This is a genomic window from Aquitalea sp. USM4 (genome assembly GCF_004328945.1).
Lineage (GTDB): Bacteria > Pseudomonadota > Gammaproteobacteria > Burkholderiales > Chromobacteriaceae > Aquitalea > Aquitalea pelogenes.
The window spans coordinates 2,461,454-2,480,446 of record NZ_CP029539.1; the positions used below are offsets into that span (position 1 = coordinate 2,461,454).

Annotated in this window: 13 protein-coding genes; 5 read left to right on the forward strand and 8 right to left on the reverse strand. The window is 55.6% G+C overall.

What is annotated here, in order from left to right:
• Positions 1-49 precede the first annotated feature (49 nt).
• From DKK66_RS11395 to DKK66_RS11430, 8 genes are all read right to left on the reverse strand, one after another.
• The gene (locus tag DKK66_RS11395; protein ID WP_131358139.1) at positions 50-1,393 is read right to left on the reverse strand and encodes an HlyD family type I secretion periplasmic adaptor subunit; all 1,344 of its coding nucleotides are present in this window, start codon (positions 1,391-1,393) and stop codon (positions 50-52) included.
• Positions 1,390-3,591 carry a type I secretion system permease/ATPase gene (locus tag DKK66_RS11400; RefSeq protein WP_131358142.1) on the reverse strand — a complete coding sequence of 734 codons (2,202 nt, stop codon included), beginning with the start codon at positions 3,589-3,591 and terminating at the stop codon, positions 1,390-1,392. The genes DKK66_RS11395 and DKK66_RS11400 overlap by 4 nt, the downstream gene beginning before the upstream one ends.
• A gap of 120 nt (positions 3,592-3,711) precedes the next feature.
• Complete coding sequence (locus DKK66_RS20665) at positions 3,712-7,674, reverse strand: calcium-binding protein (RefSeq protein ID WP_131358145.1); 3,963 nt, start codon at positions 7,672-7,674, stop codon at positions 3,712-3,714.
• A gap of 23 nt (positions 7,675-7,697) precedes the next feature.
• The gene (locus tag DKK66_RS11410) at positions 7,698-8,177 is read right to left on the reverse strand and encodes a hypothetical protein (RefSeq protein ID WP_131358148.1); all 480 of its coding nucleotides are present in this window, start codon (positions 8,175-8,177) and stop codon (positions 7,698-7,700) included.
• A gap of 290 nt (positions 8,178-8,467) precedes the next feature.
• Positions 8,468-9,112 carry a hypothetical protein gene (locus DKK66_RS11415; protein ID WP_131358151.1) on the reverse strand — a complete coding sequence of 215 codons (645 nt, stop codon included), beginning with the start codon at positions 9,110-9,112 and terminating at the stop codon, positions 8,468-8,470.
• Between the two features lie 12 nt (positions 9,113-9,124).
• Positions 9,125-9,364: a hypothetical protein gene (locus DKK66_RS11420; RefSeq protein WP_131358154.1), complete on the reverse strand. Its 240-nt coding sequence runs from the start codon at positions 9,362-9,364 to the stop codon at positions 9,125-9,127.
• A gap of 764 nt (positions 9,365-10,128) precedes the next feature.
• Positions 10,129-11,310, reverse strand: a complete 1,182-nt coding sequence (locus DKK66_RS11425; protein ID WP_131358157.1) for an FAD-dependent monooxygenase — start codon at positions 11,308-11,310, stop codon at positions 10,129-10,131.
• 116 nt (positions 11,311-11,426) lie between these two features.
• Complete coding sequence (locus DKK66_RS11430) at positions 11,427-12,359, reverse strand: LysR family transcriptional regulator (protein WP_062788305.1); 933 nt, start codon at positions 12,357-12,359, stop codon at positions 11,427-11,429.
• A gap of 248 nt (positions 12,360-12,607) precedes the next feature.
• Between DKK66_RS11430 and DKK66_RS11435 the strand changes: the two genes are divergently transcribed.
• The 5 genes from DKK66_RS11435 to DKK66_RS11455 all read left to right on the forward strand — a co-directional run bounded on the left by DKK66_RS11435 (position 12,608) and on the right by DKK66_RS11455 (position 18,989).
• A complete protein-coding gene (locus DKK66_RS11435) occupies positions 12,608-13,219 on the forward strand; it encodes a short chain dehydrogenase (protein WP_131358160.1) in 612 nt (203 codons plus the stop codon).
• Between the two features lie 70 nt (positions 13,220-13,289).
• The gene (locus DKK66_RS11440) at positions 13,290-14,162 is read left to right on the forward strand and encodes a DMT family transporter (RefSeq protein WP_131358163.1); all 873 of its coding nucleotides are present in this window, start codon (positions 13,290-13,292) and stop codon (positions 14,160-14,162) included.
• Between the two features lie 223 nt (positions 14,163-14,385).
• Positions 14,386-15,459, forward strand: coding sequence for a carbonic anhydrase (locus DKK66_RS11445; RefSeq protein ID WP_242673623.1), 1,074 nt, complete (start codon positions 14,386-14,388; stop codon positions 15,457-15,459).
• A 412-nt stretch (positions 15,460-15,871) separates the two neighbouring features.
• Complete coding sequence (gene adhE, locus DKK66_RS11450) at positions 15,872-18,538, forward strand: bifunctional acetaldehyde-CoA/alcohol dehydrogenase (protein WP_131358166.1); 2,667 nt, start codon at positions 15,872-15,874, stop codon at positions 18,536-18,538.
• Between the two features lie 121 nt (positions 18,539-18,659).
• Positions 18,660-18,989, forward strand: coding sequence for a DHCW motif cupin fold protein (locus DKK66_RS11455; protein ID WP_131358169.1), 330 nt, complete (start codon positions 18,660-18,662; stop codon positions 18,987-18,989).
• Positions 18,990-18,993: the final 4 nt, after the last annotated feature.

Genomic DNA, 18,993 nt, shown 5'->3' on the forward strand with positions numbered 1-18,993 from the left:
CATCGGTAATACAAGGCAACAGAGTGTAAGTAGCGGACAAGCCCGAGTGTTAGCGTTCACGCAAGGACTCCTGCTGGTGGCGAAGCAGGGGAGAGAGCAGATATTCAATCACGCGGCGGTTGCCGGTTTTGATATCCACGTTGACTGCCATGCCCGGGGTGAGCGCCTGTTTTCGGTCGTCAACAGTCAGGCTGTCCCGGTCCAGCGTGATCTTGCTGGCATAGAGCAGCCCGCGCTTTTCATCCTGGATGGCATCGTGGGAAACATGACTGACCTGGGCTGGAATGGTGCCGTACTTGGTGTATTCAAAGGCGTCAATCTTGACGGCAGCAGTCTGGCCGACATGCACGAAGCCGATGTCCTTGTTTTCGATAAACGCTTCGACTTCCACAGCAGATTGTCGGGGAACAATCTGCATCAATGGCTGCGCCGCCGGGACGACGCCTCCCACCGTGTGTACGGTGAGTTGCTGCACCGTACCATCGACAGGTGCGGTCAATTTCAGTAACTGGCTACGCGTACCCGCCCTGCGGGCATCCTGTCCGGAGGCAATCACGATCTTGTTGCCTTCGGTGATGGCGTCGAAGGCCTCTTTGCGGGTTTGGGCAATCAAGGCGGTACGCTGATTGCGCGCATCCGCCAGCTGCCCTACCAGATCAATCCGCGCCTGCTCCTTTTCCAGCCAGGCATGGCGGGAGACGGTATTGTCCTGTGCCAGCAACTTGTAGTCCTGTTCACGCTGTGTCGCCAGCGGCAATGCGGCGGCAAAGCGGGCGATATCACTATCCAGCCGTTGGAGTTTTGCGCGGAAATCCTGATATTGACTGTCCAGCTGTTGCTTGGCCGCACGCCATTGTTGCTTGGGAATATCACTGGTATCCGGCAGGCGTGGCGGACGGTGCTGGTCCACCGCTTCGATCAGGGCTTGTGAACGGGCCACTTGCAAGCGCGCCTGCAGCAGGGCATCCGCGGCTTTATCGTGTTCGGCGTCACTGCTGCTGGCATCTAGCTCAACCAGTACCTCGCCTGCCCGTACGGTTTGTCCTTCCTTCACATGCAAGGCTTTGACACTGGCCACATCGACCGAGGCAATGGTTTTGATGCGTGCCGATGGAATGATCTTGCCCGTGGCGGTGACGATGATATCGATGTGGCCAAAGCAAGCCCACAGTATGGCTGCCAGCAGCAAGCTCATCAGCACACGGGCACTGAGCCGCAAGGTGGCCGAGTCGGGTGCTTCCCGTAATGCCAGTCCGGCAGGCAGAAATTCGGCTTCCTGTTTATTGAAAAAATCGGTTTTCAGCGTATCCCGGATACGCCAGAAGTGACGGAAAACCGAAACATAACGGCGCAGCAGATCGAACCCGGCCTGTAGCCGGTGACGCAAGCTCATACCTGCTCCAGGGGGCCAGGATTGCCATGTACTACCGGGTTGACGGCTGCCTGCCCCTGCAAGGTATGCAAATGGCGATAAATGCCATTCGGCTGTTGCATCAGTTGGGCGTGATTGCCGGATTCGGCAATCTGCCCCTTTTCCATCACGATAATCCGGTTGGCATCCCGTACTGCCGACAAGCGATGCGCAATAATCAATACCGTGCGACCGGCGGCAATCCGCCGCATATTGTCCTGGATGACTTTTTCCGATTCGTAATCCAGTGCGCTGGTGGCTTCGTCAAAAATCAGAATGCGTGGATCAAGTAATAACGCCCGTGCAATGGCAATCCGCTGCCGTTGGCCACCAGACAAGCCGGCACCCTGTTCGCCAACCAACGTGTCGTAGGCTTCCGGCAATTCACAGATAAAGTCATGCGCGCCAGCCAGCTTGGCCACCTGAATGATTTTCTCAATTGGTGCCGCAGGATCGGTCAGCGCAATATTGTCGCGAATTGAACGGGAAAATAAGGTGTTTTCTTGCAAAACCACGCCAATTTGCTGACGCAAGGAGGCGGTGTCCACAATGGCAATATCCTGACCATCCACCGTCACCCGGCCCCGGTCCGGCACATACAGCCGCTGTACCAGTTTGCTCAAGGTGCTTTTACCTGACCCGGAGCGACCGACAATGCCAATCACCTCGCCCGGCTTGATTTCCAGAGATATGCCACGCAGTACATCGCTGGCATCCGGGCGGTAGCGAAAGGACACCTGATCAAAACCAATGGCACCGGCAATGCGCGGAATGCGGGTTTTATGGCCCTCCACTTCGGTATGCGTATTCAGGATATCGCCCAGCCGCTGCATGGAAATACCCACCTGCTGGAAATCATTCCATAACTGCGCTAGCCGCAGAATGGGCGCTGATACCTGGCCGGCCAGCATATTAAAAGCCACCAGCTCGCCCACGGTCATTTTGCTGTCCAATACTTGCAAGGCTCCCAGCCACATGATGCCCGCGGTCACCAGCTTGCTGACCAGACTAACACCGCCACTGGCCACCAGACCGACATTGGTGGTGGATAGCCCGGCTGCCACATAAGCTGCCAGCTGTTTGTCCCACTTTTGCCGCCAGCGCGGCTCTACCGCCATCGATTTGATGGTGTCTATCCCGGTGAGGGTTTCCACCAGAAAAGATTGGTTCTCGGCACTTTTATTGAACTTGTCATTCAGCTTGGCGCGCAGGATAGGGGTAAAAATAAACGACAGCAGCAGATAGACCGGGATGGATGCCAATACAATCATGGTCAATGGCACGCTGTACCACAGCATCACCAGTAAAAATACAACAGAAAATACCGTATCCAGTACCAGAGTCATGGCGTTACCGGTGAGGAAAGAGCGGATATTTTCCAGTTCGCGTATGCGTGCCACCGAGTCCCCGGCACGCCGAGCCTGAAAATACGCCACCGGCAATGACAGCAAATGGTCAAATAGCCGGGCACCCAGTTCCACATCAATCTTGCTGCTGGTGTTGGCAAATACCGCAGTGCGAATTCCGCTGAGCAAGGCATCAAACAAGGTGGCCACAATCAGGCCGATGGCTATCACGTTCAGCGTGGTCATGGCATGGTTCACCAGCACCTTGTCCATTACCACCTGAAAGAACAAGGGGGTGATCAGGCCAATCAGTTGCAGCGCCAGTGAAATCAGCAATACCTCGCCCAATGACTTGCGATACTTCACCACGGCAGGGATAAACCAGGTGAAATCAAATTTCGCCATGGCCCCGGCAAAGCTGGCGCGGCTGGTAAACAGAATCAATTCGCCACTCCAGCGCGACAGCAAGTCCGGCAAACCGATTACCTGCGGAGGCTGACCGGGCTGCTGAATCAGTACTCGCCAAGACTCATGGGTGGTATCCACTTTTCCCATGATAAAAAAGCCGCCATCCCGCCATATCCCAATGGCAGGTAAGGGCGCACGTTCCAGCCGCGCCATGTCTTGTTGAATACATTTGGCCGTCAGCCCCAACTTGCGCGCTGCCAGCAACAGGGTTTGTACCGAAAAAGCTGAATTGCCAAACTGGTGGTGTAACTGCGCGGCATCGGCAGCAATACCATGTAATTGCGCCATCAGAATCAAACAGTGCAAGCCGCTGTCAAGCTGCTTGCTATGGGTGGCATCAGCCGGAGAGGAAGAGGGTGTAGACATGGAAACAAAGCCAAAACGAACAGGATGAAGGCGGTGCTGCATCACCCGCCGGGAACAATGGCAGTACAGGAGGCAAGCGAGGCTTACCTCCTGACTGCTTAACAGGATGATTTGACGGGACTAATGATTGACCGCCAGCAACACCTGGCCATTACTCTGCTGACCATTAACCCAACTGGTTTGGGTTGCAGACGGTGGTGCAAACGCACTCATGGCCTGTACAAAGCGGGCAACGTCACTGTTGTACATCGTGCGGCCATCCGCGGTTTGAATGCGTTCTATCTGGTTATCTGTGCCGCTGCTGCCCGGGGTGTACCAGTCTTTGACAGTGAGCCTGTCCGTACTGCCCAGCACTTTGATTTGCAGGTCCATGCCCTGTTTGGAGAACCACAAATCAGTCTGATTGATGCCATTCAGCTGCAAGGTATCGGTATTACCCAGCGTGGCATCCTGATCGATGATCAAGTCCTGGCCGTCGCCACGGTTAAATACATAGCGGTCGTTACCGGCCTGGCCAATCAGCGTGTCATTGCCTTTGCCCCCAGTCAGCACATTATTGCCACGGTTGCCGATAATCTGGTTATCCAGCGCATTGCCGGTGGCATTGATGTTTTCTTCCCATAGCTTGATCGGTTCGATGGTGTAAATGGCGTATGCATTAGTGACATTCGCATCCCGGCGGAAATCGGCCAGCGGGATATAACGGGTCATGTCGCTCACCAGTCCGCGGCCTGAGTCTGCAATATAAAAGCCATTAATTGCTCCACTCTTGGCATCGCAGGCCACGCCAGTGACCGTTACCACATGATTGGTACTGCCATCACCCAAATAAGCCGCATCGTTCCACAGCTTGCCACTGTTCACTGCAATGATCACCCCGCGTCCACCCTTGATCAAGTTGGCAATGGCTTGCTCGTTATAGCCAGCGATAATGCCATTACGAATGCCATAGCTATCCAGCAAGGCTTGTTGATTGTAGGCGTTACAGCCACCGCGCTGGTAGTCAGGTTTGACCGGGTCGGTGACGCACCATTTATTGTCTATCGCCCGCTGTACCACCTGGCCTTCGGTCAGGGCGATATTGGCCTGAGTCGCCAGGTTGGCAATGCTGGTTAGCGCGCAGGTACCGCGGAAACCGGGGATGGCATTGCCTTGCATATAATCCAGCTCGTTGGCCTTGGGATAGCCATACACCAGAATATCCACCCCGTCGGCCAGGCCCTTTTCCGGCTTGGCAAAGTCCAGCAGGGTGAGGTTCTCGACATGCTCACCCAGGGCGTAGCTGATACTGGCATAGACCGTATCCACGCCCTCGCCAGCCAGTTCAATCACCTTATCACCGGCATTGTCGACATAATAAATATCATTGCCCAGTCCACCTATCATGGTATCGGCCCCGGTGACACCATCCAGGATATTATTCTGGCTGTTTCCAATAATCAGGTTATTCAGGCTATTGCCGGTGCCATTGATGGTATAACCTTCCAATAGACGCAATTCTTCGATATTGGCATTCAGAATATAATTGACACTGCTGACGACGGTATCGTAGCCCTCGTTCTGCTGTTCCAGCACCACATCATTTACGCTGTTGACAATATAGATATCGTTGCCTTTGCCACCTTCCATGGTGTCGGCACCGGCCCCACCGTCAATATAGTCATTGCCGATGCCACCAATAATGGTGTCATTCCCGGCACCGCCATACAGGAAATTATTATCGCGTGTACCAGCAGGCAAGGGTGCTTCATTATTGGCCATGCCACCGACAATCAAATCATCACCATCCCCGCCATAAATCACATCATCGCCAGCGCCACCAAACAGCCGGTCGTTACCGGCTTCGCCATACAGCCAGTCATCTCCCTCTCCCCCTTGTAACTCATCGTTACCAGTACCGCCCCATAACTGGTCATTCCCCAGCCCGCCTAGCATCAAATCATTACCTGCCCCGCCATACATCACATCATTATCCGTTTCGCCAGCAGCCAAGGCCTGTTTGGTATCATTGCCTGGCGTGAACCCCAGCATGATGTCATCGCCATCACCGCCCCACATGCGGTCATTACCCACCCCGCCAAACATCTTGTCGGCACCGCTGCCACCATCCATCACATCATTACCACTACCGCCAGTCATTTCGTCATCACCAGCACCACCAAATAACGTATCGTCACCAACTCCACCATCCAGATAATCCTGTCCAATACCACCATCCAAGTAATCATTGCCCAAGCCACCTAGCAACTGATCATTCCCTGCACCACCAAACAACACATCATCATCAGTTTCACCAGCTAATAGCGACTGTTTGAAGTCGTTACTTGCTGTGAAGCCTTGCAGAAAATCATCTCCATCCCCGCCATTCAATACATCATTACCTACCCCGCCAAATAGCTTGTCATTGCCACTACCGCCATCCAGTACATCACTCCCACTACCACCATTCAACTCATCATGCCCATCTCCGCCAATCAGCGCGTCGTTACCCTCTTGTCCCAGTAGCAAATCATTACCACTACCTCCATCCAGCAGATCATTTCCAGCGCCTCCATCTAGCTGGTCATTGCCTTCTTCACCATACAAGCGGTCATCTCCAGCATAGCCCCACAAAATATCATTACCGGTACCACCCCATAAATTATCCTTACGGTCAGAACCTCCCATCTGGTCGTCACCACCGCCAGCATAAAAATTTTGTATCAATGCCAGGTTGAAGAATTTCCCATTGTATTGGGCATAGTAATTGACATCGAAACTGTCATTTCCATCTGTGCCAACCATATTGCGTTGGTCGCTGGAAATCTTTATCTGAGAAGGTGCCCAATCAATCCACAGACTAGAAGCTATCCAGAAGCGATTATCTGTATTACGCAAGGTGGCATAGTTACTACCCCATGCCGTAGGTAGTACCGGTGGCATTTTAATGTTTAGTGGTGCTAATGCTGTGCTTTGAGCCACGGTTTGCCCAACAGCCTGACCTGCCGTATAAAAGCCAACATCGCTGGCACGGATGGTTTGCAAGCCAAGCCCACTCAGCGCACTGGCCAGGGTGATGTTTTCACCGCCCTGCGCAACGCCATCCTCATTGCCATCCTGCCAGGCGGTCAGACCATCCAGCTCCGCCCCACTCAGCTTGCCATCCTTATTGCTATCGCGAGCCAGCAATTGCGCTGCTGACACGGCCTTGCCATTGCCATCCAGCACGCGGAAGGTTTGCTTGGCAATGGAAGTGGCATTATCGGTGGCGATGGCTTTGCTTTCGTAGAAAGCGCCGATGGGATCGTAGCCAAAATGGTAGGTAGGTGTAGTAAAGGTAGGGCTGCTGTACACCAATTGATAGGTGGAGAAACTACTGTAATCACGCCAGATGGAATCCAGCACGCTGCCTTGGCCATACAGATAGCGCATTTGCCGGTCGGCATTCAGCAGGTCGGCAAAGGAGTTGCCTGTGGAAATATATTGATCAGGGCCGCCATATAAATTTTTAAAAGTATAAATTAATTGATCAGTCTTTCCGTCCTGATTGCTATCAAGTTCAATTACTGATGTTGAACTTGAAATTGATTTTGCTTTGCTAGATGAATTTATTTGATCGAATTTATTGAGTAAACGGTCGTAAGATCCATCACTAAGAGGGTTGCCCGTGCAGTCTGTGCAGTTGTATGGTTTTGATAGACCATGTTGCAGTAAAAATCTATCGGTAATGGCTGCAGCCATTTGTTCGATATTCATTTTATTGAAATCGTCATTGATAGAGTAATCGTAAACATTTTTATCGTAACTGAAACCATTGCCAATCCAATTGCCAATGCCACTTAAAATAGTAACTTTCCCTTGTACCTGCCACTGCCAAATATGGGCAACCTCATGAACTAACCATCCTTTAAAGCTCATGCCACCTGCTGTGGTGTAGTCATTTTTGTAGTATTCGTCTGGAAATGAAATGGTATTAAATGTAGTGACGGCAGCTTCTCCTGGTAATAGCCTGGTATTGATGACTATTTTGGAGTAATCAATAGAGTCTCCATATACCTCTTTAAGCATGGATATTTCATTGTTGGTGAGTTTTCGTTCGCTCATGATTAATCTCCAATTTTCATTTGTTAATTATTTATGTTGTTGATGCTGCCATTTTGGTAAATAAATTCTCCTTTGATGTTGGTTGGGTATTTTTCCCCGTTTTTATAGAAAATAACAAATCCTAGTATTTGATATCTACCGTTGGTGATTTTTTTTGCTGGGATGTATGGGTCTATTAATTCTGTTTGTTTTCCGTATTGTATTGGAAAGTAATTTCCATGTATTACTTGTTCTACTGGTTGGCGCCCCCATGCTGCCCAAAATCCTTCGCTATCATTATTGGTGGTTGTTTTGCTAATTGAAATGCTAGTGAGTTCTGCGTAATCATATGTGCCTTTATTTTTTATGTCTATATATAAATTTCCAGTTTTATCTGTGTATGCGATGGATGAAACCCAGTTTTCACACTGAATCACAGAGCAGGGGTGGCATCCTGATAGTACTGCTGAAATTATCAGAATCACCAAGTATGTATACTTACGGCAATATAGATTGTGCGTCATTATCTTCAATCATTTATCGAGCGATTAACTGGTAAGTTAAGGCTGTGATTGTGCTTGTGTAAATGGACTATTAGGTCAGTGTTTTTATGTTTTCTGATGGTGTGATGGAGGTTTGAATTTATATGTCAAAGCGGCATTATGTGAATTTTAGTTTGATAGATGAATCGGATTTTATTCACACTTCCAAAGTGTGTTGGGAGTTCTCTTGATAAGCGGCATTTGACAGGGTGCTGAGTGCGGCGTCACGGTTCAGGGTGCTGGTCATGGTTTATCTCCGGTCTGGACAAGGGCTACTGGGGGAAAGAAGGGGACTGGCTGGGTTGGGTTTTTTGCAAGGCTTTGAGCGCTTTTTCACCCTGCTCTCGATAAAATGCGCGACTGCGCTGCTCGCTGACAGCCATTGCTTGCTTAACCCGTTGCTGCCAGTTGTCAGGAAAAATGACACGATGTTTTAGTTGTGGGGAGTTAGGTACTTCAGATCTATTTAAAACTTCCGTGGTGAGCCATAATTCCCCAGGGGCTTGGTAGCAAGAAGTTCCTATGGTAATCATACTGATTTGACTAAATATATTCTTGTCATAAGATATTATTCCGATCCATCCAGAGCTACCGCTTTTATCCCAATACATCCACCCCAACTCTTTGCCAGTTTGTGGGTCGGTCAGTGGTACTCGAACTCCAGCTCCCGGTAATGTGCTGCGCGGACGCATTAGCCGGTTCGCTGCACTAGCCAAAAATTCCGATGAAGTTTGACTTAGATCCAGCTCTACTGGCGGCATCCTTGGGTCCCAGGGCAGCGGATTACGTTGCTGATCGAAATACACATCCAGCACGCAACGTACTTCGTCTTCACGGCAAGCTTGGCGGTCGCCCCCCCAGCCGCAGGTGGCGTAACTGGGCATCACGCGAAAGGCGACAGCATCGGCACCTTGCAAGGCTTTCGATTCCTATTGCACCGGCATTTGAAAGCGCTGGGCAAAAGCGGGGGTGTAGACGTAGATATTGGGGTCTCGATCCATCACGCCACGGTGTCGAACAATGCGCGCTTCATAAGAAAAATTCGCTGCGGGTGGCTCGCTTTGCAGCATGGGCAACGGTTCCACAGCATGAGCCGTGGCTACGGTTAGCATGCAGGCCAGCGCCAGTCGTATGGCAGAGCGAGGAGGAGGAAGGGCAAGACGGGACATGGGCATTCCTTGAGCAAAGACGTGGTGGTAGCAAAAGCGGTAACAAGGGCTGGCCTGCACGTAGCGGCTGACTGTAGGGGGGAGTAACCGGGCGGGTAAACCTGTACAAGGGACAGGTAAATGGCATCAATGCAGAGCAAGGATGGGTGGCGAATGGAGTCGGATTGTTCTAGTGGTTGATTAATCTTGAAGATGGAGTTGGATCCTTTATGCACATGGCTGAATAGTGTGAGTACTCGCACGGAAATGACTTACGGGGAGGTGAGAAGTCGGTGTAGTGAAAATTGGGCAGTATAGTGCCGGCATGCATTTGTTCTGCGTGCCAAGTACTCATAGATCGTGATCATGACTCAGGCCTGCTAAAGGCTGTGGGTTGGCCAAGGTGTTCTGTGTGCGCAATTTCACTTTTCCCCTTGGCTATGGCGTAGCCGCGATTTCTGGGGCTGAATGCAGCCGTGCTTGCTGCAAAAGTAGCGTTTGGTGGTTGCCGACGAGTGTGTGTCGCTGAGTGGTTTCGGTGTGTATGGCAGAAGGCTTGCTGGCCGCCAAAGGGCGGGTATGGGTGGGGTGCCGGGTGGAAGGGATTGAGGCAAGAACAGGCACAGCAGGGCCTTGTGGCTCTGCTGCGCCAGATGAGCGCAAGACTACCTTGGCGCCGCTAACAAAAAGCCTGCTGCTGCGTTGCGCCTCCTTGCCGTACTCTTTGTACTGTTTGCGTCGGCGCGTCTTGCCCCAGGGAGGCTACGCTATTTTGTTAGCCGCTCTTAGCGCGGCAAGCCCAGCGCGTAGCGGATGACTTCGCGTTTGAGCGGGCCGGCCTTGTCGGCCAGTTTCAGCCCCAGCTTGCGGGCAGCCTTGAGCGGCGGAATGTTGTTGCTAAAGCCGAAGCAGAAGGCGTCCATGCCGGTCTGCATGGCCAGATTGGCTGGTTTGCGGCGTCGTTCGTAGGCTTTGAGCACGCTGATATCGGCAAAGTCGCGTCCTTCGCTGACGGCGCGGCTGATGATGTCGGCCAGCTCGGCCACATCCTGAAAGCCGAGGTTGACCCCTTGACCGGCCAGCGGGTGAATGGTGTGGGCGGCGTCACCGGCCAGCACCACGCCATCCTTGGCATACGTTGCCGCATGGCGACGGGTGAGGGCGAAGGAGCCGCGTGCCAGCAGCTGGCGGATGCCGCCCAGCTTTTGCGGGAAGGTGGCGCTGAAGGCGGAAACCAGTTCTTCGTCGCTCAGTGCCAGCAGGCGCTTCACTTCGGTGGGCGTGTTGTACCACACCAGAGAGGCGTGCGGGCCGGTGAGCGGCAGGAAGGCTTGCGGGCCGGAGGCGGTAAAGCGTTGCCAGGTGATGTCCTGCTGGCCGTATTCCATTTCGCAGCTGGCTACCAGCGCATGCATGGGGTAGTCCCAGCTGGTGATGCCGATGCCTGCTGCATCGCGCACCTGGGAGCGTGCACCGTCGGCGGCTACCAGCAGGCGGGCGACCAGTACGGTGCCGTCTTCCAGCGTGACGCGCGATGCCTTGGGCGAGTAGACAATGCTGGCAATGCGCGCCGGGCAAATATAGCGGATGTCGTCTTTTTCTTGCAGGCAGGCGGTGGTGGCCAGCTGTACGATGCGGTTTTCCACGATGTGCCCCAGTGCGTCCACACCGGCTTCGGCGGCATCAAACAGGGTGCCGTTCTGTTCCCGGTCTTCCCATACCTGCATGCGGCGGTAAGGGGCGGCGCGCATGGCGAGAATACGGGGCCAGGCGCCCAGGCGTTCCAGCAACTGTGCCGATGCGGGGCTGATGGCTGATACACGCAGGTCCGGTGCCTGTGTCGGGTCAAACGCCGTGGGCGCGGTCTGTTCCAGTACGGCCAGCTTCAGGCCCTTGCCACTGAGTGCAGCGGCCAGGGCGCTGCCAACCATGCCCCCGCCGACGATCAAGATATCCAGATGTTCCATTACGGCCCTCATGCGGCGCATTGCGCCTGATTCTCGTTGCAGTATTGCGCGCGATTGTGCCAAAGGCGGCTGCCATTGGCTTTGGTCTGGATCAAGCGCCGGGCAAGTGCGCGGCTTCAGTCGCCGGAGTACAGCGGGCGTTCTTCCAGCACGGCGCGCAGGCGCGGGGTGACATGCTGGATGAAGGCTTCGTATTTCTTCGGCAGTGGCTGGCGGTACGGAAATACCAGGTACACCGGCCAGCTGCCGCCTTGCCAGCCCGGTAATACCCGTACCAGATGCCCGCTTTCCAGATAATGGCTGGCCACATAGTGCGGCAGCAGGGCCACGCCGTGGCCGGCAATCAGGCCGGAAATCAGCGAGGCGTACTGGTCGCACACCAGCATGGGACGGGTGGTGATGGATTTGAGTTCGCCGTCTTTTTCCAGCCGCCATTCCCGGCCATAGACATGATGGCTGTTAAGCAGGATGCGGTGACGGCACAGGTCGTCCGGGCTGTTCAGCGGCGGGGCTTTTGCCAGATACTCGGGCGAGGCGTAGGGCGCTTCCCAGACAAACCCCAGCGGCTTGGCCACCAGGCGGTCGTCGTGCACATTGCGTGAGCGGATGCAGAAGTCGACGCCGTCGTTGATCGGGTCTTGCAGGCGGTTTTCCGCGCGCAGCTCCAGTTCCAGATCCGGATGGCAGGCAGCCAGCTCGGACAGCATGGGAGCCAGCAGGTACTGGGCAAACGAGGCGGTGGCGCTGATGCGCAGCGGGCCTTCGATCAGGCCCTGCGCTTCTTCGATATCCGGCCCCACTTTTTCCAGCATCTCGCGCAACTGGCGGGCGTGCTCGGCCAGACGGCGGCCGGTTTCGGTCAGTGCCACGCGGCGGGTGTTGCGCAGCACCAGCACGGTGCCAAGCTGCTGTTCCAGCTCTTTCACCAGCTGGCTGATGCGGCTTTTGGCGCAGCCAATGTCATCGGCGGCGGCGGTAAAACTGCCTTTGCGCGCCAGTGCATCAAAAGCCAGCAGGGCATCGGGCGATGGAGTGGGATTTGTTTTCATGGCAGAACAGTGCGTGGTAAGGGCGATGTATTTGACGGCGTTTTTCACGATATTAGCATAGGGACGCCCAGTTTCCTGAACAGTGCCAGGAATTTTCTTAGCAGACTGTCGGTCAGGCAGGCTTATTCTGAATTGTTTTAAATTTTGAACATTGAAGTCGTTTTATTGGTGTTAATCTGCGAAATTGTCATGCGTATGATTGATTGGCGTGATTTTCAGAACGATGCTCAATCAAGAAAGGCAAGGCAATGAAAGTACTGGTTATTGGTGGACGTGGTGTTATCGGTAGTGCCGTGGTGGCATTGTTGTCAACAGAACATGAGGTGCTGGTGGGCGGGCGTCATGAAGCTGAGGTGCGGGTGGACATGACCGACCCGGCCAGCATCGAGGCCATGTATCAGGCGCATCCAGACCTGGACGCGGTGGTGGTGACTGCCGGCCATGTGCCATTCAAGCCCTTGCAACAGCTGAGCGAGGACGATTGGCAGTCTGGCTTGCATGACAAGCTGATGGGGCAGGTGCGTCTGGTGCAGATCGGTGCGCGCCACCTGCACACGGGGGCGGTATTCGTGCTCACTTCCGGCCTGTTGAAGCGCGAGCATATTCTGGGCGGTAGTTGCGCCAGTGTGGTCAATGCCGGTCTGGCTGCCTTTGTGCGCTCGGCGGCACAGGAGTTGTGGGGACAGGCGCGGGTGAATCTGGTCAGCCCTGGCGTAGTGGCGGGGGATGAGCGCGGTGCCGGGGCCTTTGCCGGTTTCATGCCGGTGAGCCGTGAGCAGATTGCCCAGAGTTATCTGCGCGCCCTGACCCAGCCCCTGACTGGCAAGGTGCTGGAAGTCTTTCCCGAAGTCACGCGCTAAGGCCGGATGTGGGAAAATGAGCGCCGCCGGTGATCAGCACCGGCGGTTTTCCTTTTGCAATGGATTGCTCATGTTGCCCACTTTTGCGCTCAGCGCCGCCATGCTGCTCTGGGCCAGTGCCTTTATCGCGCTGAAAATCGTCTTTGTCGTGTTCGACCCACTGGCAGTGCTGTTTGCCCGCATGGTGCTGGCCAGTTGCTGCATTCTGCCCTTGTTGTGGCAGCGGGCAGAGCGCTGGCGTTACCAGCGTGGCGACTGGCGCTGGATGCTGGCCATGGGCCTGGCCGAGCCCTGTCTGTATTTTCTGTTTGAAGCCCAGGCGCTGGTGAATACCAGTGCGGCACAGGCATCGGTCATTACTGCCACGCTGCCCTTGCTTACCGGGGTGGGCGCCATGTTGTTCCTGCATGAAAAAATGAGCCCGCGTGGCTGGCTGGGGCTGGTCATTTCCTTTGCCGGGGTGCTGTGGCTGACGCTGGACAACCAGGTATCCGCCCAGGCACCCAACCCGGTATTGGGCAATGCGCTGGAGTTTTGCGCCATGTTGTGTGCCACTGGCTATGTGCTGATTGCCAAGCGCCTGTCGCGTCGTTATTCGGCACTGGCCATTACCGGCATGCAGACGGTGCTGGGCAGTGTCTGGTTTGGCCTGGCCCTGCTTAGCCCCTGGGGCCATTGGCCCAGTCATTTTCCACTCTGGCCCAGCCTGATGGTGGTGTACCTGGGGGTGTTCGTCACCCTGGGGGCATATGGCCTGTATACCTGGGCCGTCAGCAAGATGCCGGTGTCGCGGGCATCGCCCTTTATCAATCTGATTCCGCTTTTTACCGTCCTGCTGGCGTGGTGGCTGCTGGATGAAACCCTGGTTCCGGCGCAATGGCTGGCCTGCCTGTTGGTGCTGGGTGGGGTGTTGCTGGGCGAGGGAAGGTCTTCGGCCAGGTAGTCTGAATGTTAAGTTTGGTAAAAACCGGTCGATATGACAGATATCAAGTGCTGTACCATCGCCAGCCATCACCTGTGCAAGGGAAAAGCGGCGTTGCCAGCAGCCTGACACTATAAATAACTCTAGGTTTGTCGGCGAAGCGTGCCGATCAGCCATTCCCTCCGGCCGGGGCTCGTTCCGGACTGAATGGCTTCTCCATATCAATAACAGGATGCAAGGCGTGATGAACAAGACATGGCAGATCCGTTCGCTGCAAGCGGCGGTCATACTACTCGGGGGTGGTTTGCTGGTAACCATGGCGCAGGCCGAAGAAAAGGCTGCGGCACCTGCCGAACACGGCAAGCCCATTGTCTTGCCGGGCAAGCAGGCGGCATCGGCCGCAGCGGAAGCACCGACCAAGACCATCGTGTTGCCGGGCAAGCTGGCTGCATCCATGGCGGCGGCGCGCGCCAAGCCCAAGGAGCCGGAAACCCTGCAGCCTGAAGTAAAGCAAGGGGCGGCACCTCTGCTGAAAGCCCCAGTGGGCCCAAGCCCCGAGGTACATGCCCCGGGCGCTGCAGTGCATGAGGCCAGGCGTGCGGCCAAGCCGCGCCGTGCCAAAGCCAAACCCAAGGCAGTGGAACGCAAGCCTGAGGAGAGCAGCCATGACGAACACGGCCATGGCTCCGAGGTGCAGCAAGTGCGTGCCGCGGTAACGACCATCCTGCACGACAACAGTGAATACATGGCGCATCACAATGCCGCCTATTTCAAGACCTTTGCCGACAAGCAGACGCCGCGCGCCACGGTAGTCACCTGCTCCGATTCCCGGGTGCAAAGCGAGGTGATGGACAAGAGCGCCGTCAACGACCTGTTCATGGTGCGTGACATCGGCAACCAGCTGGCCACGGCAGAGGGCTCGGTGGAGTACGGGGTGCGCCATCTGCATACCCCGCTGCTGATTTTTGTCGGCCATGCCGCCTGCGGTGCCATCAAGGCAGCCTCGGCCGATTACAGCAAGCTGGAACCGGCCATCCGCAAGGAATTGGCCACCATCAACATTCCGCAGGGCATCGACCCTACCGATGGCGCGCTGCTGAATGTGAATAACCAGGTGGAAAGCGCCATCCTGAAGTTTTCCGGCGAGGTGGAAGCCGGGCATCTGGCCATCCTGGGGGCGTTCTACGATTTCCGTAACGATCTGCGCCAGGGGGCCGGCAAGCTGATCATCACCAATCTGAACGGTGAGACTGATCCGGGCAAGATCCGCGAACTGATGAAGCAGGGCCAGTATTTCAAATACAGCTTCATGCGCTGAGCGCAGCACTTTTTCTGTACCAGAACCGCCACCGCGTTGATCCGCGCTGGCGGTTTTTCTTTTTGTTCAGTCTGTTTTTGTAAGTGCAAGACTACAAGCTGGTGAGGTTGGCTGTTGAATGATTTACCGGCACATCCTGTTTTATGTTGCTGACGACTTGTTTACTTGGCCTGGCGCAAAACGATGAACAGATAAAAAGAGTAATCTGCCTTTAATAATGATTTTTCCAGTAAAACAAAGGCGCTGGCCTTGTTTGTCTGACAATTTTATTTGCATGGTTGTAGTGGATTAATTACAGCATGCAGGGCTGTATATTCAGTTTGTATTTGAAAAAGCCTGCCGGATGAATACGGCGATCAACTGAATGTCATGCAGCCCGGGCAGATTTCTTTTTTGTCATTGGAGTCGTGTCATGTCGGTATCTTCATTGGAACAACTCGATGCGCTGGTAGCGCGTGTCAAACAGGCGCAGGCGGTTTTTGCCGAATTCTCCCAACAGCAGGTGGATGTGATTTTCCGCAGCGCGGCGCTGGCCGCGGCGGATGCGCGCATTCCGCTGGCGCGCATGGCGGTGGAGGAAACCGGCATGGGGGTGATGGAAGACAAGGTGATCAAGAATCACTTTGCCTCCGAGTACATCTACAACAAGTACAAGGATGAAAAGACTTGCGGCGTGCTGTCGGAAGACGACAGCTTCGGCACCATCACCATTGCCGAACCTATTGGCATCCTGTGCGGCATCGTGCCCACCACCAACCCTACCTCCACGGCCATTTTCAAGGCGCTGATCGCACTGAAAACCCGCAATGCCATCATCTTCTCGCCCCATCCGCGGGCGCGGCGTTCCACTTGCGAAGCCGCCCGGCTGGTACTGGAAGCCGCCGTGGCTGCCGGTGCGCCGCAGGACATCATCGGCTGGATAGACGAGCCTAGCGTCGAGTTGTCCAACGCACTGATGCAGCACCCGGATATCAACCTGATTCTGGCCACCGGTGGCCCCGGCATGGTGAAGGCCGCGTACTCCTCCGGCAAACCCGCCATTGGCGTGGGCGCAGGCAATACCCCGGCGGTGATCGACGAAACCGCCGACATCAAGCGCGCCGTGGCCTCCATCCTGATGTCCAAGACTTTCGACAACGGCGTGGTATGTGCGTCCGAGCAGTCAGTCATCGTGGTGGACAGCATTTACGAGGCCGTGCGCGAACGGTTTTCGCGCCATGGCGGTTACATTCTCAGCGCAGAGCAAACCGCCGCCGTGGCGGGTGTCATCCTCAACCGTGGCAGTCTGAATGCTGCGATTGTCGGCCAGAGCGCGGTGAAGATTGCCGCCATGGCCGGCATTACCGTACCGGCGGACACCAAGGTGCTGATTGGCGAAGTGAGCGATCTGAGCAATGACGAAGCCTTCGCCCACGAAAAGCTGTCGCCCACGCTGGCCATGTACCGCGCCCGCGATTTTGCCGATGCCTGCGACAAGGCTGCTGCACTGGTGGCACTGGGCGGTATCGGCCACACCTCGGCGCTGTATACCGATCAGGACTTGCAAGGCGAGCGCATCCGCTATTTTGGCGACAAGATGAAAACCGCCCGCATCCTGATCAACACCCCGTCCTCACATGGCGGCATCGGCGACTTGTACAACTTCAGCCTGGCGCCGTCGCTGACGCTGGGTTGCGGTTCCTGGGGTGGTAATTCCATCTCGGAAAACGTCGGCCCCAAACACCTGATCAACAAGAAAACCGTGGCCAAGAGGGCGGAAAACATGTTGTGGCACAAACTGCCCAAGTCCATTTACTTCCGTCGTGGCTGCCTGCCGGTGGCACTGGAAGACCTGGCGGACAAAAAGCGTTGCCTGATCGTGACCGGGCATTACCTGCTGGAGCACGGCTTTGTGGATGAGCCGGTGCGGCTGCTGAAAAAAATGGGCCTGGAAGTGGAAGTGTTCTTCGACGTGCCTGCCGACCCCACGCTGGCCGTGGTGCGCAAGGGTGCCGAACTGGCCCATGCCTTCCAGCCGGACGTGATCATGGCGCTGGGCGGCGGCTCGCCGATGGATGCGGCCAAGATCATCTGGGTGATGTACGAACACCCGGAAGTGCATTTTGCCGATCTGGCGCTGCGCTTCATGGACATCCGTAAACGCATTTACCAGTTCCCCAAGCTGGGTGGCAAAGCCATGCTGGTGGCGGTGCCCACCACATCCGGCACCGGCTCGGAAGTCACGCCGTTTGCCGTGGTGACCGACGAAGTAACCGGGGTGAAATACCCGATTGCCGATTATGAGCTGACTCCGCACATGGCCATTGTGGATGCCAATCTGGTGATGGACATGCCCAAGTCGCTCACCGCCTTTGGCGGCATCGACGCGGTGACGCATGCGCTGGAAGCTTATGTGTCGGTGATGGCCAACGAGTATTCCGACCCGCAGGCCCTGCAGGCGCTGAAGCTGCTGAAGGACTACCTGCCATCGGCCTATCTGAACGGCGCACGCGACCCGAAAGCGCGCGAGCAAGTGCATAACGCTGCCAGCATTGCCGGCATCGCCTTTGCCAACGCCTTCCTGGGCGTATGCCACTCCATGGCGCACAAGCTGGGTGCGGAATTCGGCCTGGCGCATGGTCTGGCCAATGCCTTGCTGATCAGCAATGTCATCCGCTACAACGCGGCTGATATTCCGACCAAGCAAACCGCGTTCAGCCAGTACGACCGGCCCAAGAGCGTGGCGCGTTATGCCGAGATTGCCCGTCATCTGGGGCTGGAAGGCGAGCGCGATCACGAACGGGTGGAGAAACTGGTGCAGTGGGTGGACGAGCTCAAGCAGATGCTCAACATCCCCATGTCGATTCAGGCAGCCGGCGTGGAAGAGGCGGACTTTCTGGCCCGGGTCGACCAGTTGGCCGAAGCCGCGTTTGACGACCAGTGCACCGGGGCCAATCCGCGCTACCCCTTGATCAGCGAACTCAAACAGCTGCTGCTGGACAGCTACTATGGCCGGGCCTGGTGCGAAGCGCATTTGCGCGATGCCGCCAGCGATGTTGCTGTGGTGCGCAAGTCCAAGGGCAAGCAAAAAGCGGTATAAATCCGCAGCGTTTCAACCAGCAGGCCCGGAGCTAGCTCCGGGCCTTTTCCTGCCCGCTGCATTCCATACCGGGTGTGCTGGGTTAAGCTGTCTGCTTGACCAGCCCGTGATGGAGCGCAGTATGAAAATCGACACTATTCCGTTTGGCGTGACCGACTGGTCGGCCATTGCCCCTACCGAGCATCCCGGCGAAAGCGGCATGGCGCTGTGGCGTACCTGTCAGTTCGGCAATATCCGCGTGCGCATGGTGGAGTACAGCCCCGGCTATGTGGCCGACCACTGGTGTCGCAAGGGTCATATCCTGCTGTGTCTGGAAGGTGAGTTGCTGACCGAACTGGCCGATGGCCGCCGCTTCATGCTGACCCCCGGCCTGAGTTATCAGGTGGCCGATGAAGCCGAGCCGCACCGCTCGTCAACCCGGACCGGGGCGCGGCTGTTCATTGTGGATTGAGCGC

What these genes read in the sequence shown, in the direction of transcription:
- DKK66_RS11395 (WP_131358139.1), bottom strand. Translation starts at nt 1,393, where the DNA reads ATGAGCTTGCGTCACCGGCTACAGGCCGGGTTCGATCTGCTGCGCCGT.
- DKK66_RS11400 (WP_131358142.1), bottom strand. Translation starts at nt 3,591, where the DNA reads ATGTCTACACCCTCTTCCTCTCCGGCTGATGCCACCCATAGCAAGCAG.
- DKK66_RS20665 (WP_131358145.1), bottom strand. Translation starts at nt 7,674, where the DNA reads ATGAGCGAACGAAAACTCACCAACAATGAAATATCCATGCTTAAAGAG.
- DKK66_RS11410 (WP_131358148.1), bottom strand. Translation starts at nt 8,177, where the DNA reads ATGACGCACAATCTATATTGCCGTAAGTATACATACTTGGTGATTCTG.
- DKK66_RS11420 (WP_131358154.1), bottom strand. Translation starts at nt 9,364, where the DNA reads ATGTCCCGTCTTGCCCTTCCTCCTCCTCGCTCTGCCATACGACTGGCG.
- DKK66_RS11425 (WP_131358157.1), bottom strand. Translation starts at nt 11,310, where the DNA reads ATGGAACATCTGGATATCTTGATCGTCGGCGGGGGCATGGTTGGCAGC.
- DKK66_RS11430 (WP_062788305.1), bottom strand. Translation starts at nt 12,359, where the DNA reads ATGAAAACAAATCCCACTCCATCGCCCGATGCCCTGCTGGCTTTTGAT.
- DKK66_RS11435 (WP_131358160.1), top strand. Translation starts at nt 12,608, where the DNA reads ATGAAAGTACTGGTTATTGGTGGACGTGGTGTTATCGGTAGTGCCGTG.
- DKK66_RS11440 (WP_131358163.1), top strand. Translation starts at nt 13,290, where the DNA reads ATGTTGCCCACTTTTGCGCTCAGCGCCGCCATGCTGCTCTGGGCCAGT.
- DKK66_RS11445 (WP_242673623.1), top strand. Translation starts at nt 14,386, where the DNA reads ATGAACAAGACATGGCAGATCCGTTCGCTGCAAGCGGCGGTCATACTA.
- adhE (WP_131358166.1), top strand. Translation starts at nt 15,872, where the DNA reads ATGTCGGTATCTTCATTGGAACAACTCGATGCGCTGGTAGCGCGTGTC.
- DKK66_RS11455 (WP_131358169.1), top strand. Translation starts at nt 18,660, where the DNA reads ATGAAAATCGACACTATTCCGTTTGGCGTGACCGACTGGTCGGCCATT.